Here is a 23,877-nt window from a genome sequence, read left to right as displayed (position 1 = left end):
CCGCCGATGCCTGTCCCGGCCCCGCTGCGCCGGGCCCTGCACCTGCTGCCGCTGCTCGCCGTGATCGCGCTGCTCGCCACTCCCCCGCTGGGCGGCGAGGGCTCGGCGACCGCCGCCGACGCGGCCTGCGGGGTGCTCGTGGTGTGGGCGCTCGTCCGGGTCCTGCGCGAGGGCGTCCGGCCGCTGACCCGTACGGCCGCTCTCGTCATGGGGCTTCCCGTGGCCGGGATCTGCGTGGCCGCGATGGGCGCCGCGGATCCCGGCACCGCGGTCGCCGGGCTCGGCCGCTACCTCCAGATCTTCGTACTCGTGCCGCTCGCCGTGCTGCTCCTGCTGCGCGACGGCGACGACTTCCGGCTCGCCGCGGCGGCCGTGGTGGCGCTCGCCCTGTTCGAGGGCGGCGTCGGCGTCGTGCAGTACGCGACCTCCACCGGCGCCTCCTACATGGGCGAGGACATCCGGGCGGTCGGCACCTTCGGCGCCTCGGACATCATGGGCATGGCCACCGTGGTGTCCTGCGGGCTGCTCTGCTCGGTCGGTCTCGCCCTCGACCCTTCCCCAAGCTCTCAACTGCGTTCGAGCAGGGGAGACCCCAACCCCGGCGCGAGCCGTGGCCGGCGCCGGGCCGCCCTCGCCTGCGCGGCGCTCCTGCTGCTTCCGCTCGCCGTGTCGTTCAGCCGGGGCGCCTGGATCGCGACGGCCGTCGCGGCCTGCGCGCTGCTGCTGCTCTCCGGGGTGCGCCGGGCGCTGGCCGTCCTCGCGGTGATCGCGGCGGCCACCGTCGTCCTGGTCGGTGCCAGCGGGTCCGGCACCCAACTGCTCCAGGAGCGGCTCGCCAGCATCACCCAGGTCGAGAGCGCCCCCGACCAGTCCGTGACCGACCGGTACACCATGTGGGCGGCAGCGGAACTGATGTGGCGTCAAACACCCATCACCGGCGTCGGGTTGAAGGGCTTCCCGGCCCATCGCGACGGGAACTCCTCGCTCGCCCTGTCCTCCGGCAGCGACACCGCGGGCGCGGGCGCCGCCTTCAAGCGCCAGCCCCTGCTCTCCCCTCACAACATGTACCTCCTCGTCCTGAGCGAGCAGGGCCTGCTCGGCGCGGTCACCGTCGTCGGCGGCTGGGCCGCCCTCCTGGTCGCCGGCGTCCGCAGACTGCGCCTCGCGCGCGGGCAGGGCGCCCCGATGGACTGCGCCCTGATCGCCAACGGCCTCCTGATCTGGCTGCTCGTCGACTTCTTCTACGGTGACATCGGCGGGCCCTCCACCGCGGTGACCGCGCTCGTGCTCGGCCTCGCCGCCTGGTGGGCACTCGCCGCACAGCGGGCGGCCCGCCCGTGACGAAGATCGTTCCTCCGCTCGCGCCCGCGGCCGCACCCGAACTCGGCTCGTCCGGGCGGCTGTTGGCGCGGGCCGCGTTCCTCACCGCCGGCCTCACGGTCGCCGGAGCCCTCCTCGGCCTGCTGCGCGACCAGGCCTTCGCGCACTTCTTCGGCGCCGACACCGACACCGACGCCTTCCTGGTCGCCTGGACGGTCCCGGAGGTCGCCGCGACGCTGCTGATCGAGGACGGCCTGGCCTTCGTCCTCGTACCCGCGTTCAGCCTCGCGCTGGTCAAACGAGCCCGGCACACCGGCCCCGACCCGGTCCGCGCCCTGGTGGCGGCCACCCTGCCCCGGCTGATGCTCGTACTGGCCGCGGGCGGCGCGGTACTGATCGCCGCGGCCCCCGCCGTGGTCGCGGTGCTCGCACCCGGCCTGCCCCGCGCGGACCTGGCCGTCGACTGCACCCGGCTGACCGCGACCTGCGTGCTCACCTTCGGACTCACCGGATACTGCAGCGCCGCCCTGCGCGGGCACGGCCGCTTCCTGGCACCCGCGTCGATCTACGTGGCGTACAACGTGGGCATCATCGCCCTGCTCCTGCTGCTCGGCAGGGCGTGGGGCGTGCGGGCCGCGGCGGCCGGGGTCGCGCTCGGCGGCGTCCTCATGATCCTCGTCCAGCTGCCCGCGCTGTGGCACAGCTGGCGGGACCGGGAGCCCGTCGTCGCCCTGCCCGCCGCGCGCCGGCCCACCCGGGGCACGGCGCAGGCACTGCGGCTCGCCCTGGTCGCCCCCATCGTGGTGTTCGCGCTCAGCCGCCAGACACAGGTCCTCATCGAGCGGTTCCTGGCCGCGCCGCTGCCCGCCGGAGCCATCTCGCATCTGAACTACGCCCAGAAGGTGGCGCAGATGCCGATGGTGCTCTCCCTGATGCTGTGCACGGTCACCTTCCCTGTCATCGCCCGGGCCCTCGCCGCGGGCGACACCGAGCGGGCCCGGCGCCGCGTGGAGAGCGACCTGATCGTGGCGGGCACCATCGTGCTGCTCGGCGCCTCGGTGGTGGTGGCGTGTGCCCCGCAGATCATCCAAGTCCTGTTCCAGCGCGGCGCGTTCACCGTCCACGACACCGAGGCGACCGCCGACGTGATGCGCATGTACGCGCTCGGACTGCTCGGCCAGACCCTCGTCGGGGTGCTCGCCCGCTCCTACTTCTCCGAGGCCCGGCCCCTGTGGTTCCCGGCCTGCGCCATGCTCTCCGGGCTCGCCGCGACCGCCGTGGCGGGGGCCCTCGCCGTACCGGTGTGGGGCGCGCCCGGCATCGCCGGCGCCAACGCGCTCGGCATCACACTGACCGCGCTCATGCTCCTGTGGGGCAGCGGGCGGCGCCGCACGGCGCTGTCCGTGCGCTGGGTGGGCGGGCAGCTCGCCCGGCTCGTCGTGGCCGCGGGCGGCGCGACCGCCGTCTGCTGGTGGGGGGCGTACGAAACACCAAATCCCGTACTGGCGCTGACCGTCGGGGCCACTTCGGCCGTCGTCGTGTTCGCCGTCGTGGCCCGGCTGCTGCGGGTCCGGGAGTTCTGTCTGCTGTTCCGTCCCGTCACACGAAAGCTCTGGCATGCCCGTTGACACGGCAGTCGGCGACCCGTGGGGTCCACTGACTGGTTCGCGACCCCGCCCCGCCGCACCGCTGTGGGTGGCCATGTACCACTCGGTGACCCACACCACGGACGACCCGTACCGCATCACCGTCTCCCCACGCCGCTTCGAACGCCAACTGCGCTGGCTGCGAAGACGCGGCCTCAAGGGGGTGAGCGTGGCCGAACTCATCCGGGCCCGCGCGGCCGGCACCGTCCAGGGCCTGGTCGGCCTCACCTTCGACGACGGGTACGCCGACTTCACGGCCGAGGCCATCGCGCTCCTGCGCCGCTACGACTGCACGGCGACGGTGTTCGTGCTGCCGGGCCTGCTCGGCTGCACCAACGAGTGGGACCCGCTGGGCCCGCGCAAGCCGCTCCTCGACGAGCGCGGCATCCAGCAGGCCGCCACCTGGGGCATGGAGGTCGCATCCCACGGCCTGCGCCACGTCGACCTGACCCACGCCGACGAGGACACCCTGCGCCGCGAGGTGCACGAGAGCAGGCAGCTCCTCCTCGACCTGACCGGGCACGACGTGGCGGGCTTCTGCTACCCGTACGGCGCCGTCGACCTGCGCGCCGTCGACGCGGTCCGCTCGGCCGGCTACCAGTACGCCTGCGCCATCGACCCGGGCCCGCTGACCGGCCGCTACGCCCTGCCGCGCGTCCACGTCGGCGAGCGCGACACCAGCTGGCGGCTGCACCTCAAACGCAGCCTGCACCGCTGGCGCCGGCACGAGCCCGCCGACCTCCCGGAGGGCTCGTGAAGGTCCTGCACGTCATCACCGGCCTCGGCATCGGCGGCGCCGAGCAGCAACTCAGGCTGCTGCTGCGGCAGTTGCCCTACCAGGCCGACGTGGTCACGCTCACCAACCCCGGCGCCGTGGCCCGCGCGATCGTCCGCGAGGGCGGCCGGGTGCGGAACCTGGACATGACGGGCAACCGCGACCTCTCGGCGGTCCCCCGGCTCACCAAGCTCATCCGGCGCGGCCACTACGACGTCGTCCACACCCACCTGTACCGGGCCTGCCTGTACGGCCGCCTCGCGGCGAGGCTCGCCGGGGTGCGCACCGTCGTCGCCACCGAGCACTCCCTGGGCGAGGCCCGCATCGAGGGCCGCCGGCTCGGCCCCGCCGTACGCGGCCTCTACCTGGCGAGCGAACGGCTCGGCACCACGACCGTCGCGGTCTCCCCCACCATCGCGCACCGCCTGACCCGCTGGGGCGTGCCCGAGCGCCGCATCCAGGTGGTCCCGAACGGCATCGACGCCGCCCAGTTCGCCTTCAGCACCCGCGCCCGCATCTCCGTACGCCGCCAACTCGGCCTGCCCGCAAGGGCGTTCGTGATCGGGGCGGTCGGCAGGCTGGCCGCGGGCAAGCGATTCCACGTCCTCGTCGACGCGCTCGCCGCCCTCCCGGACGCCTGGCTGGTGCTCGCGGGCGGCGGCGCACAGGAACAGCCGCTGCGGGCCCGCGCCGAACGGCTCGGCGTGGCCGCCCGGGTCGTCTTCGCGGGCGAGTGCGTCCAGGACGGCACGTCCCCGGCGGGCCACCGCCCCAGCCTCGCGGGCCTCCTCTCCGCGGTGGACTGCCTGGCCTCCCCCTCCGCCGAGGAGGCCTTCGGCCTGGCCGTCGTGGAGGGCCTGGCGGCCGGGCTCCCGGTGGCGTACGTGACCTGCCCGGCGATCGACGACCTGCCCGCCGGATCCGCACCCGGCGCGCTGCGCACCGGCCGCACGGCCGCCGCGTTCACCGACGTACTGGACGAGTTCCAGCGCTCGGGCCGCACCCGGCTGCCCGTCCCCGACGCGGTGCGCCGCTACTGCGTGACCACGACCTCGGTCCAACTGGTCCAGGTGTACGAGGCGGCCGCGGCCCGCGCGCCACTGCCGCACCCGGCGTACGAAAGGGCCGGCATCCGCGTGCACATCCCGACGAACGTCTCGACCCACGTCTCGACGCACCTCTCGACGCACCTCTCGACGAACAACTCGGAGAAAGAAGAGTCCAGATGAGCAAATTCTCCGGCCTGCGGCAGCGTCACAGCACCGGCCGCCCGCTGCGCTCCCGGCACCTGCCGCGCTGGTGGCCGCTGCCCGTGTGCGCGCTGCTCGGCGCGACGGCGGGCGGCGCGTACGGCGTGGTGAAGACCCCGGAGTACACCGCGACCAGCTATGTCGTGGTCACCCCCGCCGAGAAGGCCGACCCGTCGGTCGCACTCGGCTTCGCGCAGGCGTACGGCCGGGTCGCGACCCAGGTCGCGGTCATCGGCGACGCCCAGGTGTGGGCCGGGGTGAGCGCGAACACCCTGCGCGCCGGCGTGCAGACGGCGACCTCGCCCGACGCGCCGATGATCGCGATCACCGCCACCTCGGCCCGGGCCGGGGACGCCGCGGGCATGGCCAACGCGGTGGCCCGGGCCCTCACCGTGAACGGCACCCACACCCAGGCCGCCACCGGGGTGAAGGTGGTGCAGTTCTCGCGCGCGGCCGAGCCCCTGGCCCCCTCGTCCCCGTCGGCCTCCCTTACGACGCTGGTGGGCGGCTGCGCGGGCGGCCTCCTCGGCGGCCTCACCCTGCTGGCCCGGCCGCGCCGCCGCCCCGAATCCGGGCCCGAGCTCGCCGCCGCGGTGCCGGCCCCGGCCGGGGCGGCGTCCGTACCGCAGGAGGTCGGCTAGTGGCCGGGCTCCGCGTGGAGGTGTGCACGGACAACCTCCGCTTCGCGGACCTCGCCCCCAACTGGCATCGCCTGCACCGGAGTTGCAGCACCGCGACCCCGTTCCAGAGCCACGCGTGGCTGCATTCGTGGTGGCTCTCGTACGGGGCGCCGGGGCGGCTGCGGGTCCATCTCGCCTACCGGGACGGCGAGTTGGTCGGCGCGGCTCCTCTGATGCGGGTGCTGCGCCCGCTGCCGGCCCTCGTTCCGCTGGGCGGCACCATCTCCGACTTCACGGACGTACTCCTGGACGACGCCTGCGCCGAGGAGGCGGCGGGCGCCCTCACCGGGGCGCTGATGGCTTCGGCGCGCGGCGCCCTGATCGACCTCGGCGAGGTGCGTCCGGGCGGCGGCGCCGAGCGGCTGCACGCCAACTGGCCTTCCGCGCGGCGCCAGCTGAGCGACTCCCGCTGTCTGGAGCTGCCCGCGGAGGGCATGGACGCGCTCCTCTCGCGGCTCCCGTCGAACCGGGCCCAGCGGGCCCGCGCCAAGCTCCGCAAGATCGACGCGCTGGGCATCGAGCAGCGCGACGTACCTCCCGAGGAAGTGCCCGGAGCGCTGCGTACGCTGCTCGAACTGCACGGGCTCCAGTGGCAGGGCCGCGGGGTGACGCGCGAGCACCTGCGGCCCCGGTTCGAGGAGCATCTGGCGCGCGCGGTGGGCGAGATGACCCGGCAGGGCGACGCGGTGGTCACCGAGTTCCGCCTGGACGGCGAGGTGGTCGCGGCCGATCTGACCCTGCTCTCCCCGGCCCTCGCGGGCGGCTACCTGTACGGGGCGCACCCCGGCCTGCGCGGCCGCAAGGTGGACGTGGCCACGATGCTGCTGCGGGCCTGCGCGCAGCGCATCGACGGCAGCGGCCGGGCCGCGCTGAGCATGCTGCGCGGCAACGAGCCGTACAAACAGCACTGGCGGCCGGAGGTCCGGGTCAATCAGCGCTTCCTGCTGGCCCGGCGGCGCACCCTGCCACTGCTGTGGGCCAGCACGCTGCACGCGCGGCTGCGACGCCGGGCGGGCGCCGCGCTGCGGGCCCTGCGGCAGTGGCGGGACGGCCGGCGCCGCCCCGCCACGGAGCCCTCAGGACCGGCGTGAGTACCAGTCGAGGCGGAGGCAGAGCTTGCCTCCGATCCAGTACTCGACCCACGGGTTGAGGTCGAGCGGCGAGCAGTTGGCGGGCGGCGTCGGCGTGGCGGGCGGCGCGGCCGGCTGGGGACTGGGCGCCGTCGACGGCTTGGGGCTCACCGGGACGGCCGGGGTCGCCGGCGCCGTCGGCTGCGGGGTGGGTTCCTTGCGGCCGAACAGGAGCGAGCGGTAGACCTCCGAGGCGAGGGGGTTGTCGGTGCACTCCCACACGCCGTGCGGGCAGTAGTCGGTGATGGTGTTGTAGACCGGCTGGTGCGCGTCCATCCAGGCCAGCATGCGGCGCATGTATTCGGGATTGTCGCCGTTGCGGAAGAGCCCCCATTCCGGATAGGAAATGGGCTTCTTGTGCGCGGCGGCGAAATCCACGTGCTGCTGCAGCCCGTACGGCTCTTTGACCTGCTTGTCGAAATCCTGGCCCGGGGGCTGGTCGTAGGAATCCATTCCGATGATGTCGACGACGTCGTCGCCCGGATAGCAGTCGGTCCACGGCACCGCGTCGCGCCCTCGGCTCGGCGCGAAATCGAACCGGAATTTCTGGCCCGGCACGGAACGCATGGCGGTGACCGCGTTCTTCCAGTATTTCTTCCAGGCGGCCGGGTCGGGCCCGCAACGATGGGTGTACGTGGTGCCGTTCATCTCCCAGCCGAGCACGATGACCGTGTCCGGGATCTTGAGCTCGACCAGCCGCTCGGCCAGCTTCTTGAAGTGGTCGTCGTAGTCCCCGTCGGCTCCGTGGGCGAGCAGCTTGCGCACGCGGCCGTCGGGGATTTCCATCTCGTTGAGGGCCTGCATCGGGACGTTGAGGACAAGGGTGCGGTCCGCGCGCTCGCGGCGCCAAGCGGCCCAGTCGTCGAGGAACCCCGCCCTGCCCTCGATGTCGAACCAGCTTTCCCCGGGCAGATAGGTATGACCGACCCGGATGTCGGCGCCGCCGAGCCATTTCTCCAGCTCCGCGATGCGCTTCACGCCGAGGGCGCCGGAATCCAGAAAGGCGCCGAAATTCGCGACGGAGGGGTGGGCGGGGGGAGGGTCGTTGCCCGCTCCGGGTCGATGGACTCCGGGTTGGCTGCCATGGGCACCGGGCGCCAGTGCCAGACTGAAGAGGGCGCCCGCCGCCAGAACGCTTGTGGTGAAGGTGGCCGCTCGATGACGTCGCTGACGCATGTGCGCTCCCTTGGTACTGAGGACCTCCCCGGATTCCCGGTTGGAAAATATTCTTATTGCGCCGATAGGGAAGATAAGCAGCCCACGCCGTAAGCCCCCCGAACGGGGGTACGGGGGAATTGGGCGTTCTGAGGCCCCCTCAGAACACTGCCGGGCGGCGGACGGCACGTCGAAGGGCCCGGCCCCCGAGGAGGAGCCGAGCCCTTCGCTGCACGAACACGTATGTCCAACTGGCCTGGTTTATAAGGGAGTTGCGGCGGGTGCCGAACCTGACCCCCACCCCGAGCCCTCGGCCGTCACTTGCCGCGGGTGGGGGTCCCGGCGGACCCGTCAGACGCCGGCCATCGCCCTGCCGCGCCGGTAGAGCACGCCTCCGCCGAGCATGAGCGCGGCGGCCCCGCCGGCTGCCGCGAGCAGCCCCGGCCCGGCCCCGGTGTCGGCGAGATGGGCCGCGGCCGGGGGAGCGAAGACCCGGGGTGCGGTGGACACCACGGTGTGGGCGTGTCGCGCGGGCGGGGTGTGGTGGGCGGGGGGTGTGTGCCGCGCGGGCGGAGCCTCGTGGACCGGCGGCACATGGCGCATGGGCGGCACATGGTGGACCGGGGGAGCGTGGCGCACGGGCGGGGCCTCGTGGACCGGCGGCGCGTGATGCAGGGGCGGGCAGTGGCGCCCCGGCGGGGCGTGGTGGGCGGGCGGGGCCTCGTGGACGGGGGGCGCCTGGTGGATCGGCGGCGCTTCGTGCACGGGGGGTGCGTGGTGCGCGGGCGGCGCGTGGTGGGCCGGAGGCGCGTGATGCACGGGCGGGGCCTCGTGGACCGGCGGCGCGTGGTGCGCGGGGGGCGCGTGGTGGACCGGCGGCACATGGTGCAGAGGCGGTGCGTGATGGATTGGCGGCGCGTGGTGGACCGGAGGTGCATGGTGAACGGGCGGCACATGGTGCAGAGGCGGTGCGTGATGCGCCTGCGGGGCGTGATGCGGCTGAGGCTCGTGCGGGGCCTCGCCCGACCCGGTCCGGCAGCTGTTGCCCATCGCCGGGTTGAGCAGGCCCACGACGTCCACCGTGTTCCCGCACAACTGCACCGGCAGGTGGAGCGGCGCCGCCAGCGAGTTGCCCGCCAGGGCGCCCGGGGAGCCGCTCGTCACGGACCGCGCCTGACTTGCGGCGGCCCCATGGCGCTCCGGCCCGGGCGCCTCCGTGCGCTCCTCGTGGTGGGGCTGGGGCAGGTGCGCCTTCGTGAACGCCTTCTCGAACACCTTCTTGAACGAGCGCTCGTACGACGCCCGGTCCGCGTCCTCGGAGCCGTAACGACCCGCGTTCTCACCCGCGTGGTCGGCCCGCTCCTCGGCGCCCGGCGAGGCCGTCGTGCAGTGGTTGCCGAAGGTCGGGTTGAGCGCTCCGGCCGGGTTCGCGGTGTTCCCGCACGCCTGGACCGGGACATCGGCCGGCGCCGAGATCGAGTTCCCCGACAGCAGGCCCGGCGAGCCCATGGTCTCGGCATCGGTGCCGGCGGCCTGGGCGTAGCTTCCGCCCATCGAAAGAACGCTCGTGGCTGCCACGGCAGTGAACAGGGTCTTGCTGATGACCTGACGCAATGGGCTGTCTTCCGTGTCGCGGGGAAAAGGTGGGGGAAACCGACTTTGGGGCGTGCGGTGGGCACGCCCCAAAATCAGAGTGGAGAGTCCTGGCGCTACATCACTTGTTGATGCAGTCGTTGCCGAACGCCGGGTTCAGCAGCGCGATGACGTTGACGGTGTTGCCGCACAGGTTGACCGGCACGTGGACCGGGACCTGGACCAGGTTGCCCGACAGAACACCCGGGCTGCCGACGGCGGCACCGTCCGCAGCGGCGTCGGCGAACGCCGGAGCGGCGGCACCACCTGCGGCGATGGCCAGACCGGCGATAGCCGTCGCGGCCTTCATGTAGTTCACGTGGTTTTCCTTCCCTCAGTCAAGAAGTCGCGCAACCAGTCGTTGCTCACGGCGCGTTGCCAGAGCTTTCGCCCAAGGAGCCGCTGACGACTGGGTAACGATCGATCGCGGTAAAGGAAACCGAAGGGGAAGAGCGCTCCCGAGTTCCTCACCCAAATGGCAGGACGGAGTGCCTTCCGCGCTTCGGCGCTTTACCGGAAAGGTATTTGGCGCACAAAAGAACTCGGGCCGTCGCGGTCCGGAGAGAACCGCGACGGCCCGAACGGCTACGTACGAGCCTCAGTTGTTGCCCCTGCCGTTGCCGGAGAGAACCGGGATCTGGTCGAGGATGTGCGAGAGCGGCTCGTCGCCCTTGGCCTGCGTCGAGTTCTCGGTGCACTGCTGGTTCTGCGGCGCGGAGAGGACGGGCACGTCCTGGAGTGCGGAGACCGGCACGACGCCGACGATCGAGGCGAGGTTGGCCTTGACCGGAACACCGAGGCAGGGCTTGTTCAGCGAGCCCTGGACCAGCGACAGCTGGGGGCTCATGTCGCCGTCGGTCTTCGAGTTGCCGAAGGCCTGCTTCGCGTCGTTCCCGCTGACCGTGGTGGTGCCGCCATGGTCGCCGACGGCCATGGCGGGGGCGGCCAGCATCGCGGAGGCACCGACGAGCGAAACGGTGGCAGCGGACGCGGCCATAACCTTCTTGAGCATGGACTTCCCTTTTCTTGACGGAGAGCACGTGCAGTACCGCGCTCATATCTACTGCGCCGTACTACTTCGGGGTCAACTTCGCCGTACTGGTTTGGTTCCGGCGCGTCACCCGAACGATTCTCAAGAAGCCCGAAGGATACCGAACAAAACCGCCAGGAGGGCACGGTTGCTTATGTCGAATCGGATCTCCATATAATCCCAACCCGTAAAGGGAGCGCAATCCCGTCGATCTCATTTTCGTACGGCTGAAAGGGTGAAGGGCAGAAACCAAACCGTAGGGGTCCAGTTGGGCAGGTGGCTCTGTATGGGGCATCCACCAGAAAGGGACCACCGTGATCAAGAAGGTTGTGGCCGCGTCCGCTGCCACCGTTTCGCTTGTCGGCGCGTCCGCCATGCTGGCCGCCCCGGCCATGGCTGTAGGAGACCACGGCGGCACCACCACGGTCGGCGGCAACGAAGCGGTGCAGGCGTACGGGAACTCCTCCACGTACGGCAACATGAGCCCGCAGATCGGCCTGATCCAGGGCTCGTTCAACAAGCCTTGCATCGCCCTGCCGGCCAAGGCCAACCTCGCCTCGATCGTCGGCGTCGTGCCGGTCTCCGCACTCCAGGACGTGCCCGTCCTCTCCGCGCCGCAGAACCAGCAGTGCACGGAGAACTCGACGCAGGCCAAGGGCGACGAGCCGCTCTCGCACATCCTGGACCAGATCCCGGTCCTCTCCGGCAACAGCAAGGGCTGAACGGCACTGAGCCCGGGTTTCCCCAGGACAGCCGGACCACTGCCAATCCCTTCGGTGGTCCGGCATCCTGCTTTCCACGGCCGGAGCACCCGCGAATTCGGGGGGTCCGGTCTTTTTCCGTGCCCGGCACCGGGCGAGCAATGCGGGAAGGCCGTGCTCAAGAAGGCCAGCAGAACCCGTTGACGAGCTGATTCCATTCCCAGTCGGGACGACCTGGAACCGTACGCCCTTCGGCGACCCAGGAACGCACCAGAGCCGCGTACATGGGTTCGGCCGCCGCCTCGCTCTCGAATTGACGACGGGTGATCGGGATGAAAGTCTGCCGGCGCCAGGCATCCTGCGTCTCAGTCATGATTCCTCACCCTCGGTCGTGGTGACTGCGTATTACCACGGCCGACCGGATTCGAATTCCACAATGCTCTGTTTGGGGGACAGAGCACAACCGAAAGAGATTCTTACCGTTTCTCTTCACGGATCCCTGTCAGTGGAATCAGACCAACAGGAGCAGACATGCAGAAGGTGTGGTCGGCCGCAGCCGTCGCCGCAGCCGTGTCCGGTGTCGCGATGATGGCCGCGCCGCAGGCCATGGCCGTCGGCGACCACAACGGCACGAAGACGCTCAGCGGCAACGGTGCTCAGCAGGCCTTCGGCAACTCGAAGACCGACGGTGACATGGCTCCCCAGATGACCCTGGTTCAGGGCTCCCTCAACAAGCTCTGTGCCGGTGTTCCGGTCAAGGCCAACGCCGCGTCCGTCGTCGGCGTCGTGCCGGTCTCCGCTCTGCAGGACGTGCCGGTCCTCTCCGCGCCGCAGAACCAGCAGTGCACCGAGAACTCGACGCAGGTCAAGGGCGACGAGCCGCTCTCGCACATCCTGGACGAGATCCCGGTCCTGTCCGGCAACGGCAAGGGCTGAGCAGCCTGGTCGACGGCCGGGCCCGGGTCACCCGGGCCCGGCCGTTCCGTGTGCCAGGGCCCGCCGCCTCAGCGCAGCGCCTCGTCGAGGAGCACCGCCCACTGGGCCACGACCCGCTCCCGGCGGGCCGCGTCGTCGGTGAGCAGGTTGGCCAGGCCCAGCCCCCGGGCCATGTCGAGGAAGCCCTGCACCGTCTCCCGTACGCCCGGTGCGGACTCGTCCGCGGCGAGCAGTTCCACCGCGATGCGGTGCGACTCGCGGCCCACCTTCGCCTCCAGCTCGGTGACCCGGGCGTGCAGCTGGGGCTCGTTGGCCGCGGCGACCCACAGGTGCAGCGCGGCCCGGAACAGCGGGCCCGTGTAGAGGCCGACCAGCGCGGCCACGACCTCCCGCCGGTCCGTGCGGTCAAGGGCCCGCAACGCGGACGAGCGCTGTTCGGCGACGTACTCGACGGCCGCCGTGAACAGGTCCTCGCGGGTCGGGAAGTGGTGCTGGGCGGCGCCCCGTGAGACCCCGGCGCGCTCGGCGACCACCGACACGGTCGAGCCCGCCCAGCCGTGCTCGGCCAGGCACGCCACGGCGGCCTCCAGGAGGCGCTGCCGGGTGGCCCGGCTGCGGTCCTGCTTCGGGGTCTTCGGTGGCGTCGTCTTCGGTGGGGTCACAACACCCATGCGGGGTCCCGTCGTTCGAGGAAGGCTGTCACTCCCTCCCGCGCCTCGGCGGAGGCGAAGAGGGACGCCGAGCGGGCGGTCAGTTCCTTGGACCAGCGGTCGAAGGTCTCCGACACGGTAGCCGTGACCAGAGCCTTCGACGCGGCCAGGCCCTGCGGCGAGGACCGGCGCAGCCCGTCGAGGACCGGTGCGACGGCCGCGTCGACGTCGTCGGCGGCGAGCGTGACGAGCCCGGTGCGGGCCGCCTCCGCCGCGTCGAACCGCTCGCCCGTCAGGTAGTAGCGGCTCGCCGCGCGCGGGTCCATGCGGGGAAGCACCGGCATGGAGATCACGGCCGGCGCGAGGCCGAGCCGCGCCTCGGTGAACGCGTACGAGGACCCGGGGCCCGCGACCGCGATGTCGCAGGCCGCGAGCAGGCCGAGGCCGCCCGCGCGGACGTGGCCGGTGACCCGCGCCACGACCGGTTTGGGGAGTTCCACCACCGTACGCATCAGGCCCACGAAGGCCGCCGGGTCCGGCGGGGCCTTCAGGTCGGCGCCCGCGCAGAACGTGCCGCCGGTGTGGGTGAGCAGCACGGCCCGTACGTCCGCGTCCTCGGCGCACCGCGCGAGCGCCTCGCCGAGCTCGGCCACGAGGGCCGCCGACAGCGCGTTGCGGTTGGCGGGCGAGTCGAGGGCGAGGGTGGTGATGCCCCGGTCGTGGGCGGCCTGGAGGTACGTCACGTCTGGTCCTTCTCTCGTTGGCGCAGCTCGCGCCGCAGGATCTTGCCGGACGCGGCGCGGGGCACGCTCTCGACGAACTCCACGCGGCGGATCTTCTTGTACGGGGCGACGCGTTCGGCGACGTACGCCATCAGCTCGTCCGCGCCGAGGTCCGGCGCTCCCGGCTGGCGTACGACGAAGGCCTTGGGCACCTCGTTGCCGTCGGCGTCGTACACGCCGATGACGGCGGCGTCCGCGATCGCGGGGTGGGTGAGCAGGAGGGCCTCCAGGTCGGCGGGGGCGACCTGGAAGCCCTTGTACTTGATGAGCTCCTTGACCCGGTCGACGACGTACAGCCAGCCGTTGTCGTCGACGCGGCCGACGTCGCCGGTGTGCAGCCAGCCGTCCGCGTCGATCATGTCGGCGGTGGCTTCGGGGCGGCCGAGGTAGCCCTTCATGACCTGCGGGCCGCGGATCGCGACCTCACCCTCCTCGCCGGGTTCGGCGTCGCGGGCCGGGTCGTCCAGGCGCAGGATGCGCATCTCGGTGGACGGCAGCAGCTTGCCGACCGCGCCCGGGCCGGGGTCGCCCCCGCCCGAACGCGATGCAGAGCTCGGGGAAGGGGCCGCGGTGGCCAGCGGGGCCATGTGGCTGCCGGGCGACAGCTCGGTCATGCCGTACGCCTGGCGCACCGGCGGCAGCTTGAGCCGGGCCGAACAGGCCGCCGCCAGACGGGAGTCGAGCGGGGCGGCCGCGCTGACGATGTACTCCAGCGAGGAGAGGTCGTACTGGGCGACCGCGGGGTGTTTCGCCAGCGCGAGCACGATCGGCGGGGCCACGTACAGGCTGGTGATGCGGTGTTTCTCGATCGCGCCGAGGAACTGGTCGAGGTCGAAACGCGGCAGCACCACCACGGTCGCGCCGGACCGCAGGGGCGCGTTCATGAGGGCGGTCATGCCGTAGATGTGGAAGAAGGGCAGCACGGCGAGGATGCGCTCGCCCGGCACCAGCGGGACCAGCGGGTGCAGTTGGGCCAGGTTGGTGGCGATGTTGCGATGGGTGAGCATGACGCCTTTGGGGACGCCTGTGGTGCCGGACGAGTACGGCAGTACGGCGATGTCCTCGGCGGGGTCGATGGCGACGGCGGGCTCCGGCGCGTCGTCGCCCATCAGGAGGTCGTGGACGATCGAGCGGTGGCCCTCGGCCCGGTCGCAGACGAGGATCTCCTTGATGCTGCCCACGAGTTCGGCGGCCCGGCGGGCGGTCTCCAGGAGCGGGGACACGGTGACGATCCAGCGCGCGCAGGAGTCCGCGAGCTGCTTGGCGAACTCCTCGGCGGTGCTCAGCGGATGCACCGTGGTGACGGCCGCCCCGACCCGGCTCGCCCCGTAGAACACGACGGGGTAGAGGATTGAATTGGGGCTGTGCAGGGCGACCACGTCACCCTTGCGCAAGCCGGACGCGGCCAGCGATGCCGCCAACCTGCGGTGCCATACGTCGAGTTGACCGTAGGTGATGTTGGTGGTTCCGCTGGGGTCGGCGCCGTCGATGAGGGCGACGGCGTCGGGGTGGGTCGTGGTGGATCGGGCGAGAACCGCCTCGTGGATGGGCTCGTCGACGAGGGGCACGTCGGCGTATTCGCTGCGGAAGATACGGGGGGAGTCCATGCGGGGCCTCCTGGTACGTCAGAGCAGAAGTACGTGCGGACAGGGGCGCGGGGCCGTGACATTGTGCGGCTCCGCCGCGTGGGCGCGACCGGCCCCCACCGGGCCCGCGGTGGATACCCCCGCACCTCGGCGGAGCGCCTAGTACGACTTGGGCAGCCCCAGCGACTGGTGGGACACGTAGTTGAGGATCATCTCGCGGCTGACCGGCGCGATCCGGGCCACCCTCGCCGCCGTGATCAGCGAAGCGAGCCCGTACTCGCGGGTCAGGCCGTTGCCGCCGAGGGTGTGGACGGCCTGGTCGACGGCCTTGACGCAGGCCTCGGCGGCCGCGTACTTGGCCATGTTGGCGGCCTCGCCCGCCCCGATGTCGTCGCCCGCGTCGTACAGCGCGGCGGCCTTCTGCATCATCAGGCGGGCCAGTTCGAGCTCGATGTGGGCCTGGGCGAGGGGGTGGGCGATGGCCTGGTGGCCGCCGATGGGGAGCTTCCACACCTGCCGGGTCCCCGCGTAGTCGACAGCTTTCGCGAGCGCGTAGCGGCCCATGCCGATCGCGAACGCGGCCGTCATGATCCGCTCGGGGTTGAGCCCGGCGAACAGCTGGAGCAGGCCGGCGTCCTCGTCGCCGACGAGGGATTCGGCGGGCAGCCGTACGTCGTCGAGGACCAGCTCGAACTGCTTCTCCGCGGCCTGGAGTTCCATGTCGATCTGTGAGCGCTGGAAGCCGGGAGTGTCGCGCGGGACGATGAACAGGCAGGGCTTGAGGCTGCCGGTTCGAGCGTCTTCGGTGCGGCCGACGATGAGGGTCGCGTCCGCTATGTCGACGCCGGAGATGAAGACCTTGCGGCCGGTCAGGATCCAGCCGTCGCCGTCCCGGCGGGCGGTGGTGGTGATGCGGTGCGAGTTGGATCCGGCGTCGGGCTCGGTGATGCCGAAGGCCATGGTGAGCGAGCCGTCGGCGAGGCCCGGCAGCCACTGCCGCTGCTGGGCGTCCGTACCGAAGCGGGCGATGACGGTGCCGCAGATGGCGGGCGAGACCACCATCATCAGGAGCGGACAGCCGGCCGACCCCAACTCCTCCAGGACGATGGACAGTTCGGCCATCCCGCCGCCTCCGCCGCCGTACTGCTCGGGCAGGTTCACGCCGAGGTAGCCGAGCTTGGCGGCCTCCGACCACAGGGCCGCGCGGTCGAACCCGCGTCCGTGCCGGGCCCCCAGTGCGGCGACGGCGGCGCGCAGATCCTTGTTCTCCTGGCTCTCGATGACTCCGGTCATGCTGGTTCAGCCTCCTGAGCGATCACGGAACGACTGGGGGACGGGCTACGGGGCGACTACGGCGAGCAGGGCGCCGACCTCGACCTGGCGGCCGGGGACGGCGTGGAGCGCGGTGAGCGTGCCGGCGACGGGAGCGCTGATGCGGTGCTCCATCTTCATGGCCTCCAGCCAGAGCAGCGGCTGTCCGGCGGCGACGCGACAGCCCTCCTCGACGCCGTCGGCGACCCGCACGACGACACCCGGCATGGGGGCGAGCAGCGAGCCGGGCGCGACGAGGTCGCTGGGGTCGGTGAAGCGGGGGTGGGCGGTGAAGGTGTGCGAGCCGGACGCCGTGTCGACGTAGACGGTGTCACCGCCGTATCGCGCGACGGTGAACTCGCGTACCACACCGCCGATTTCGAGCCTGACACGACCGGGCTCGGCGGCGTCGAGGCGCACCTCGGGGCAGCCGTCGGCTTCGAGGCCGTGGCGGGTGAACCGGTAGCGGACCTCGTGCTCGCCGTACCGTTTGACCTGCGGTTGCGACGGTACGTTACGCCAGCCGCCGCCGAACCGGCCCGCCCGGGAGGCCGCGTCCGCCAGGGCGGCGGCGAGGGCGGCGAGGTGGGCGCCGGGGGTGGGAGTGGTGAGTTCGGGGAGGTTGCGGTCGTAGAAGCCGGTGTCGAGGCGGAAGCCGGCTCCGGTCGGCCCGTCCGCGAACTCGGGGTGGCGCAGGGAGCGTACGAGCAGGTCACGGTTGGTGGCAGGGCCGTGGATGCGGGCGCGTTCGAGGGCGCGGGCCAGCTTGCGGGCGGCTTCGGCGCGGGTGGGGGCGTGGGCGACGGCCTTGGCGAGCATGGGGTCGTAGTGGACGCCGATGGTGTCACCGGCGGCGTAGCCAGAGTCCAACCGGACGCCATCGAGGGCCAGTTGATGGATGGTTCCGGTCTGCGGAGCCCAGCCGGCGGCCGGGTCCTCCGCGTAGAGGCGGGCTTCGATGGCGTGGCCCTGAGGGGCGGGCGGGGTCGGCGGGAGGGCTTCGCCTTCGGCGATGCGGACCTGGAGGGCGACCAGGTCGACGCCGAACACGGCCTCGGTGACGGGGTGTTCGACCTGGAGGCGGGTGTTCATCTCCAGGAAGTGGGCCTTGGCGTCGGCGACCAGGAACTCGACGGTGCCGGCGCCCCGGTAGTCGGTGGCCTTCGCGGCGCGTACGGCGAGGGTGTGGAGCTCGTCGGTCAGCTCGGGGCTCAGGCCGGGCGCGGGGGCTTCCTCGATGACCTTCTGGTGACGGCGCTGGAGGGAGCAGTCACGGGTGCCGAGCACCCAGACGGTGCCGTGGGCGTCGGCGAGGACCTGGACTTCGACGTGGCGTCCGCCCTCGATGTAGGGCTCGACGAAGACGGTGCCGTCACCGAAGGCGGTGAGGGCCTCGGTTTGGGCCGACATCAACTGATGGTCAATATCTGTCAGTTGCCGAACGATCCTCATTCCGCGTCCGCCGCCACCGGCCGAGGCCTTGATGAGGAGAGGGAGGTCGTCCTCGGTGACATCGGCGAGGTCGAGGGGTGGCAGACCCATGAGTTCCTTGGCGCGAGTCTTGGCGGCCATGGCCTCGATGGCCTCGGGGGGCGGGCCGATCCAGGTGAGCCCGGCGCCGGTGACGGCCCGCGCGAAGTCGGCGTTCTCGGAGAGGAAGCCGTAGCCGGGGTGCACGGCGTCGGCGCCCGCGGCGAGGGCGGCCTTCACGATGAGGTCGCCGCGCAGGTACGTCTCGGCGGGTGTGGCCCCCGGCAGCCGTACGGAGCTGTCCGCCTCTCGTACGTGCAGGGCGCCCGCGTCGGCGTCCGAAAACACCGCGACCGTGGAAATGCCCAGGTCACGGCAGGTGCGGAAGACCCGGCAGGCGATCTCGCCCCGGTTGGCGACAAGTACGGACTCGATCATGGCCCTCACATCCGGAAGATGCCGAAGCCGCCGCGGGCGCCTTCGACGGGGGCGGTGTGGATCGCCGAAAGGCAGATTCCGAGGACGGTGCGGGTGTCGCGGGGGTCGATGACCCCGTCGTCGTACAGCCGCCCGGACAGGAACATCGGCAGCGACTCGGCTTCGATCTGCTGCTCCACCATGGCGCGCAGCGCGGCGTCCGCGTCGTCGTCGTACGGCTGCCCCTTGGCCTCGGCGGAGGCCCGGGCCACGATCGACAGGACGCCGGCCAGCTGCTGCGGCCCCATGACGGCGGACTTGGCACTCGGCCAGGCGAAGAGGAAGCGGGGGTCGTAGGCGCGGCCGCACATGCCGTAGTGCCCGGCTCCGTAGGAGGCCCCCAGCAGCACTGACAGATGAGGAACTCTGGAATTCGACACCGCATTGATCATCATCGCGCCGTGCTTGATGATGCCGCCCTGCTCGTACTCCTTGCCGACCATGTAGCCGGTGGTGTTGTGGAGGAAGAGGAGGGGGATGTCGCGCTGGTTGGCGAGCTGGATGAACTGGGCGGCCTTCTGCGACTCGGCGGAGAAGAGGACGCCCTGGGCGTTGGCGAGGATGCCGATGGGGTAGCCGTGCAGCTCGGCCCAGCCGGTGACCAGGCTGGGCCCGTAGAGCGCCTTGAACTCGTCGAAGTCCGAGCCGTCCACGATCCGGGCGATGACCTCGCGCGGATCGAAGGGGGTCTTGAGGTCCTCGGGCACGATGCCGAGCAGCTCTTCCTCGTCGTACTTGGGCGGCTCGACGATCTTGGCCGGATCCGGGTGCGCCTTGCGGTGGTTGAGGCGGGCGACGATGCGGCGGGCCTGGCGTATCGCGTCCTGCTCGTCGACGGCGAAGTGATCGGCGAGCCCGGAGGTACGGGCGTGCATCTCGGCCCCGCCGAGCGACTCGTCGTCGCTCTCCTCGCCGGTGGCCATTTTCACCAGGGGCGGCCCCCCGAGAAACACCTTGCTCTGTTCCCTGATCATCACCGTGTGGTCCGACATGCCGGGGACGTACGCGCCGCCGGCCGTCGAGTTCCCGAAGACGACGGCGATGGTGGGAATGCCGGCCGCGGACAGCCGCGTGATGTCCCGGAAGATCGCCCCGCCCGGGATGAAGATCTCCTTCTGGGAGGGGAGATCGGCGCCGCCGGACTCGACGAGGCTGATGCAGGGCAGCCGGTTGGTGTACGCGATCTCGTTGGCGCGCAGGGCCTTCTTGAGCGTCCAGGGGTTGGACGCGCCGCCGCGCACGGTGGGGTCGTTGGCGGTGATCAGGCACTCGACGCCCTCGACGGTGCCGATGCCGGTGACCATCGAGGCGCCGACCGGGTAGTCGCTGCCCCACGCCGCGAGCGGCGACAGTTCCAGGAACGGGGTGTCGGGGTCGAGCAGCAACTCGACGCGCTCGCGGGCCAGTAGCTTTCCGCGCCTTCGGTGCCGGTCGGTGTATTTGGCCCCGCCACCGGCGAGAGCCTTCTCGTGCTCACCGCTCAACGCGTCGAGCTTGGCCCGCATGGCTGCGGCTGCCTGGCGGCGTTCGGGGGTGGTGGGGGTGAGGGTGGTGGGGAGGGTGGGCATGGGGGCTCCTTGGGGGGCGGGGGGGGGTGGTTGGGGTGGGTGCGGGTGGGGGGGCGCCTGCGGCGGGCGGGTTCCCCTCCCCGCCCCTTCCCTAGACCCTCCGGGGGATGTCGTTCGGGCGCGGCTCGGCGGTCGTTGCCTGGGGCTCCGCCCCAGACCCCGTTCGCGCCTAAAGCGCTCGTCCTCAAACGCCGGACAGGCTGAAGATGCCAGTGCCGGCCAGCACCAGCCCTGCCAGGGGCGCGGGGAACTGCGCGACCAGCCACGCACGGCCCGCAGGCGAACCAACTCACCCCCGGAGGCCACGCGGCGGAGCCGCACAGTGTCTCAGTGGGAAGGGGTGGGGCGGGGCCATCGGGGTCTGGGGCAGAGCCCCAGCGCACCCCGCCCGACCCGCACCCCGCCCCCGGAGGCCACGCGGCGGAGCCGCAGAGTGTCACAGCGGGAAGGGGCGGGGTGGGGGGCTCACTCCAGCAAATCCACCGGCACCCCCACCACCCGGCTCCGCAACCACTCCCCCACCCCCTTCCCCTGCGGGTCGAACCGGGCCTGCGCAGCGACCCCCTCCCCCAACAACCCCTCCACCACGAAATTCAGCGCCCGCAGATTCGGCAAGACATGCCGGGTGACCGCCAACTCCCCTGCCTCAGGCAGCAGTTGGCGAAACGAGTCCACAGTCAACGCATGCACCAACCACCCCCACGCCCCCTCCTCCCGAACCCAGACCCCCACGTTCACGTCCCCGCCCTTGTCCCCGCTCCGGGCCCCGGCCACCAACCCCAGCGGCACCCGCCGAGTGGGCCCCGGCTCCGCAAAGGGAGGCAGAGCGGGTTCCGGCACCGCCTCCAGGCGGGCGGTACGCGGTGCGGGTGGGATCAACTCCCGTACACCATCGGGGAGTACAGCCACGTGCTCCACCGACCCCGCATCCACATGCACCGCCGAGAACACCCCGTACGGCGCTCCCTTTCCCGGCGGAGCCGTGACGTGGAAGCCGGGGTAGCTGCCGAGCGCCAGCTCGATCGCCGCGCCGCTCACCACGCGCCCCACCGCCTCGGGGTCGGGATCCCGCACGACAAGGCGCAGCAGCGCACTCGCGCATTCCTCGGTGGACGCGTCCGGCCGGTCGGTACGGGACAGCTCCCACCCGACCATCGCCGGACGGCACTTGGCGCGCCCGAAGGCATCTTCGATCTGCCCCCGTACCAGCGACGCCTTCGCCTCGACATCGAGCCCGGTCAGCACGAACACGACCTCGTTGCGCCAGCCGCCGATGCGGTTGACCCCCGCCTTGAGGGTCGGCGGCGGCGCCTCGCCCCGTACGCCGGTGATGCGCACCCGGTCGGGCCCGTCCTGGTCGAGCCGTACGGTGTCGAGCCGCGCGGTGACATCGGGGCCGGGATACCGGGCGCCGGACGTCTCGTACAGGAGCTGCGCGGTGACCGTGCCGGTGTCGACGACCCCGCCCGTGCCGGGGTGCTTGGTGATGACGCAGCTGCCGTCGGCGTGGATCTCGGCGAGGGGGAAGCCGGGCCGGATGAGGTCGCGGCCCACGAATTCCGTGAAGAAGGCGTAGTTCCCGCCGGTGGCCTGGGTGCCGCACTCCAGGACGTGCCCGGCGACGACCGCGCCCGCGAGCGCGTCGTACTCCTCGGGCCCCCAGCCGAACCACCACGCGGCCGGCCCGGTGACCAGGGCCGCGTCCGTGACCCGTCCGGTGACGACGACGTCCGCCCCGCCGCGCAGGCACGCCGCGATGCCACCGCCACCGAGATACGCGTTCGCCGTGAGCGCCCCGTCCGGCAGCGGCAGGGCGTCGCCCTCGACATGAGCGACCCGTACGGGTACGCCGACGCGCTCGCTCAACTCCCGTACCGCATCCGCCAGTCCGGCCGGGTTGAGCCCGCCCGCGTTGGCGACGATGCGCACCCCGCGTTCCTTCGCGGTCCCGAGGCACTCCTCCAGTTGCCGCAGGAACGTCTTGGCGTACCCGAGCCGCGGGTCACGCAGCCGGTCGCGGCCGAGGATCAGCAGGGTGAGCTCGGCGAGGTAGTCGCCGGTGAGGACGTCGAGGGGGCCGCCGGTCAGCATCTCCCGCATCGCGTCGAACCGGTCGCCGTAGAACCCGGAGGCGTTGCCGATCCGCAGTATTCGCCCGTCCTGGTTCATGCGGCGCCCTTGGGCGGGCGGCCGGGGCCGACCGGGCCGGCGAAGGCCTGCGCGATGTCGAGCCAGCGGTCGGCGTCGGCGCCTTCGGCCCGCACGGCGGTGTCGGACCGGTGCAGGCGCTGGGTGACAAGGAGACAGAAGTCCAACGCGGGCCCGGTGACGCGCTGTTGGGCGCCGTCCGGCCCGTACGTCCACGTGCTTGCGCCGTCCGGCGCGGTGAGCTCGACGCGGAATTCTTCGGCCGGGGGCGTCAACCCTCGTACCGTGAACGCGTAGTTGCGGGCGCGGATGCCGATGCGGGCGACGTGGCAGAGCCGGTCGGTGGGCTTGCGGGTGCGACCGAGGGCGTCGAGGACGTCCTGGCCGTGCGCCCAGGTCTCCATGAGGCGGCCGGTGGCCATGGACGCGGTGGACATGGGCGGCCCGTACCAGGGGAACTTCGCCCCGACCGGCGCGTCACGCAAGGCCTGTTGAAGCTGTACGCGACTGTCCCGCCACCACGCGAGGAGCTCGGCGGGCGGGAGCAGGGCCCCGGCCTCGGCCCCGTCGTCCACGAAGGTGTCCGGCGACGCGACGGCCTTCTCGACCTCCGCCGCGAAGGCGTCGGGGTCGCTGACGGCGAGCAGGGCGGCGGTGTCGGTCCAGGCGAGGTGGGCGACCTGATGCGCGATGGTCCACGCGGGGGCGGCGGTGGGGGTGGACCACTGCGCGGGGCTCAACTCCCTTACCAATACGTCGAGTTCACCCCCTTCGGCACGCAGGTCGTCGAGGACGGCGAGAACGGCGTCGATTGGACCGGCCGGTTCGGACACGGTGCGCTCCCCTCCGGGACAGCGGGTGTGCCCCGGAGCATGGCAGGCGGGCTAGAAACAAGCAAGCGTGCTTGCATTTATTTTCGGCCTTGCTTGCCCCCCCCCGCCTTGCCCTTCCGCCAACAGGGGTCAGGCGAGCTGGTACTCCACGTGCGGCGTGGCCCGCTCCCACACCGCTTCGTGCTCGTACCGGATGTAGTCGGTGACCGGCTCGGAGACGATGCGAGCCCTGCGCATCACGACCCCGCGCGCCGTCGCCCCGCCCACCACGTCCCGCCAGGCTCCCCACCAGTCGGGGAGCCTCGCAGGGTCGTTCCCGTATCGGTGGCCGGACCGCCAACGGACGAACTCCGGGTCGTCAGGGGTGTAGCTGTCGCGCATTTCCAGATGCACGGCGGACCGTCGCGCGTTCGCCAGCGCCTCACGCACCGGATACGTCACCGTCGCCGCCTTCGGCTCGCAAAATGGCCGGACTGGAAGCCGCCCTCGGGGCTCGGGCCGGGTGGGGGTGGTTCCGGATCTCGGCCGCCGCGTCGTACGCCTTGCTGTACTCCTTGTCCCGGCGGGCCGCCGCCAGTTCCCCGGCCAGAGCCACGCAGACCCCGCACTCCGCCACGGGAGCGCAGCCGTAGAGGTAGTTCTCGACGAACCCTGCCAGTTCGATCGGTGGTTGGGGGTAGGTGCGGGGGCTGGTCCCTGAATCGCTCATCACCGTGTCGCCGTCCCTTCGCGTGGTGCTGGTGGTTAACCACGTTAGGAATTCGGCGGCCTCAACTCCTAGGAAGTTCCACGGAGTT

The 23,877-nt window shown here is 71.9% G+C and carries 23 protein-coding genes; 8 read left to right on the top strand and 15 right to left on the bottom strand.

Annotated features, from left to right (window positions below; translation table 11 throughout):
* Positions 1–6 precede the first annotated feature (6 nt).
* Genes OHA17_RS22510 through OHA17_RS22485 form a run of 6 tightly spaced genes read left to right on the top strand, consistent with a single transcriptional unit; the run spans position 7 to position 6,762 of the window.
* A complete protein-coding gene (locus OHA17_RS22510) occupies positions 7–1,341 on the top strand; it encodes an O-antigen ligase family protein (RefSeq protein ID WP_406510783.1) in 1,335 nt (444 codons plus the stop codon).
* Positions 1,338–2,948, top strand: a complete 1,611-nt coding sequence (gene murJ / locus OHA17_RS22505) for a murein biosynthesis integral membrane protein MurJ (RefSeq protein ID WP_406508092.1) — start codon at positions 1,338–1,340, stop codon at positions 2,946–2,948. Before OHA17_RS22510 ends, murJ begins: the two co-directional genes overlap by 4 nt.
* Entirely contained in the window at positions 2,938–3,723 is a 786-nt protein-coding gene (locus OHA17_RS22500; RefSeq protein WP_078966637.1) for a polysaccharide deacetylase family protein, read from the top strand. Before murJ ends, OHA17_RS22500 begins: the two co-directional genes overlap by 11 nt.
* Entirely contained in the window at positions 3,720–4,970 is a 1,251-nt protein-coding gene (locus OHA17_RS22495; protein WP_406508091.1) for a glycosyltransferase, read from the top strand. Before OHA17_RS22500 ends, OHA17_RS22495 begins: the two co-directional genes overlap by 4 nt.
* On the top strand, positions 4,967–5,632 hold the full coding sequence (locus OHA17_RS22490; RefSeq protein ID WP_406508090.1) for a lipopolysaccharide biosynthesis protein: 666 nt from the start codon (positions 4,967–4,969) through the stop codon (positions 5,630–5,632). Before OHA17_RS22495 ends, OHA17_RS22490 begins: the two co-directional genes overlap by 4 nt.
* Entirely contained in the window at positions 5,632–6,762 is a 1,131-nt protein-coding gene (locus tag OHA17_RS22485; protein WP_406508089.1) for a GNAT family N-acetyltransferase, read from the top strand. Before OHA17_RS22490 ends, OHA17_RS22485 begins: the two co-directional genes overlap by 1 nt.
* On the opposite strand, the gene OHA17_RS22480 is transcribed toward OHA17_RS22485, so the two are convergent.
* The 4 genes from OHA17_RS22480 to OHA17_RS22465 form a co-directional block, all read right to left on the bottom strand.
* Complete coding sequence (locus OHA17_RS22480) at positions 6,748–7,977, bottom strand: glycoside hydrolase family 26 protein (RefSeq protein WP_406508088.1); 1,230 nt, start codon at positions 7,975–7,977, stop codon at positions 6,748–6,750. The two genes, OHA17_RS22485 and OHA17_RS22480, sit on opposite strands and share 15 nt — an antisense overlap.
* 330 nt (positions 7,978–8,307) lie before the next feature.
* Positions 8,308–9,510, bottom strand: a complete 1,203-nt coding sequence (locus OHA17_RS22475; RefSeq protein ID WP_406508087.1) for a chaplin family protein — start codon at positions 9,508–9,510, stop codon at positions 8,308–8,310.
* A gap of 160 nt (positions 9,511–9,670) precedes the next feature.
* Complete coding sequence (locus OHA17_RS22470; protein ID WP_053728257.1) at positions 9,671–9,898, bottom strand: chaplin; 228 nt, start codon at positions 9,896–9,898, stop codon at positions 9,671–9,673.
* Between the two features lie 288 nt (positions 9,899–10,186).
* Positions 10,187–10,600 carry a rodlin gene (locus tag OHA17_RS22465; RefSeq protein ID WP_406508086.1) on the bottom strand — a complete coding sequence of 138 codons (414 nt, stop codon included), beginning with the start codon at positions 10,598–10,600 and terminating at the stop codon, positions 10,187–10,189.
* 332 nt (positions 10,601–10,932) lie between these two features.
* Here OHA17_RS22465 and OHA17_RS22460 point away from each other — a divergent pair, with 332 nt between their 5' ends.
* Positions 10,933–11,340: a rodlin gene (locus OHA17_RS22460; protein WP_406508085.1), complete on the top strand. Its 408-nt coding sequence runs from the start codon at positions 10,933–10,935 to the stop codon at positions 11,338–11,340.
* Positions 11,341–11,497: 157 nt separating this feature from the next.
* Here the strand turns inward: OHA17_RS22460 and OHA17_RS22455 are convergent, their stop codons facing one another.
* Positions 11,498–11,692, bottom strand: a complete 195-nt coding sequence (locus tag OHA17_RS22455; protein ID WP_159047904.1) for a hypothetical protein — start codon at positions 11,690–11,692, stop codon at positions 11,498–11,500.
* Positions 11,693–11,850: 158 nt separating this feature from the next.
* Here OHA17_RS22455 and OHA17_RS22450 point away from each other — a divergent pair, with 158 nt between their 5' ends.
* Complete coding sequence (locus OHA17_RS22450; RefSeq protein ID WP_406508084.1) at positions 11,851–12,255, top strand: rodlin; 405 nt, start codon at positions 11,851–11,853, stop codon at positions 12,253–12,255.
* A 68-nt stretch (positions 12,256–12,323) separates the two neighbouring features.
* On the opposite strand, the gene OHA17_RS22445 is transcribed toward OHA17_RS22450, so the two are convergent.
* From OHA17_RS22445 to OHA17_RS22400, 10 genes are all read right to left on the bottom strand, one after another.
* Positions 12,324–12,926 (bottom strand): TetR/AcrR family transcriptional regulator, encoded by a 603-nt coding sequence (locus OHA17_RS22445; RefSeq protein ID WP_398878507.1) that lies wholly within the window; start codon positions 12,924–12,926, stop codon positions 12,324–12,326.
* Positions 12,914–13,648 carry an enoyl-CoA hydratase family protein gene (locus OHA17_RS22440; protein WP_406508083.1) on the bottom strand — a complete coding sequence of 245 codons (735 nt, stop codon included), beginning with the start codon at positions 13,646–13,648 and terminating at the stop codon, positions 12,914–12,916. The genes OHA17_RS22445 and OHA17_RS22440 overlap by 13 nt, the downstream gene beginning before the upstream one ends.
* The gene (locus OHA17_RS22435; protein WP_406508082.1) at positions 13,645–15,294 is read right to left on the bottom strand and encodes a 4-coumarate--CoA ligase family protein; all 1,650 of its coding nucleotides are present in this window, start codon (positions 15,292–15,294) and stop codon (positions 13,645–13,647) included. The genes OHA17_RS22440 and OHA17_RS22435 overlap by 4 nt, the downstream gene beginning before the upstream one ends.
* Positions 15,295–15,432: 138 nt before the next feature.
* Positions 15,433–16,566, bottom strand: a complete 1,134-nt coding sequence (locus tag OHA17_RS22430; RefSeq protein WP_406508081.1) for an acyl-CoA dehydrogenase family protein — start codon at positions 16,564–16,566, stop codon at positions 15,433–15,435.
* A gap of 45 nt (positions 16,567–16,611) precedes the next feature.
* Positions 16,612–18,492, bottom strand: a complete 1,881-nt coding sequence (locus OHA17_RS22425; RefSeq protein ID WP_406508080.1) for an acetyl/propionyl/methylcrotonyl-CoA carboxylase subunit alpha — start codon at positions 18,490–18,492, stop codon at positions 16,612–16,614.
* A gap of 5 nt (positions 18,493–18,497) precedes the next feature.
* A complete protein-coding gene (locus OHA17_RS22420; RefSeq protein ID WP_406508079.1) occupies positions 18,498–20,099 on the bottom strand; it encodes an acyl-CoA carboxylase subunit beta in 1,602 nt (533 codons plus the stop codon).
* A 465-nt stretch (positions 20,100–20,564) separates the two neighbouring features.
* Positions 20,565–22,268: an acyclic terpene utilization AtuA family protein gene (locus OHA17_RS22415; RefSeq protein WP_406508078.1), complete on the bottom strand. Its 1,704-nt coding sequence runs from the start codon at positions 22,266–22,268 to the stop codon at positions 20,565–20,567.
* A complete protein-coding gene (locus OHA17_RS22410) occupies positions 22,265–23,080 on the bottom strand; it encodes a TIGR03084 family metal-binding protein (RefSeq protein ID WP_406508077.1) in 816 nt (271 codons plus the stop codon). The genes OHA17_RS22415 and OHA17_RS22410 overlap by 4 nt, the downstream gene beginning before the upstream one ends.
* Before the next feature lie 129 nt (positions 23,081–23,209).
* Positions 23,210–23,521, bottom strand: coding sequence for a DUF6879 family protein (locus OHA17_RS22405; RefSeq protein ID WP_406508076.1), 312 nt, complete (start codon positions 23,519–23,521; stop codon positions 23,210–23,212).
* Positions 23,502–23,789, bottom strand: a complete 288-nt coding sequence (locus OHA17_RS22400; RefSeq protein ID WP_406508075.1) for a hypothetical protein — start codon at positions 23,787–23,789, stop codon at positions 23,502–23,504. Before OHA17_RS22400 ends, OHA17_RS22405 begins: the two co-directional genes overlap by 20 nt.
* Positions 23,790–23,877: the final 88 nt, after the last annotated feature.

The organism is Streptomyces sp. NBC_00212, assembly GCF_045206365.1.
Lineage (GTDB): Bacteria > Actinomycetota > Actinomycetes > Streptomycetales > Streptomycetaceae > Streptomyces.
The sequence above is the reverse complement of the archived record's forward strand: the minus strand, read 5'-3'. Positions and strand labels throughout refer to the sequence as shown.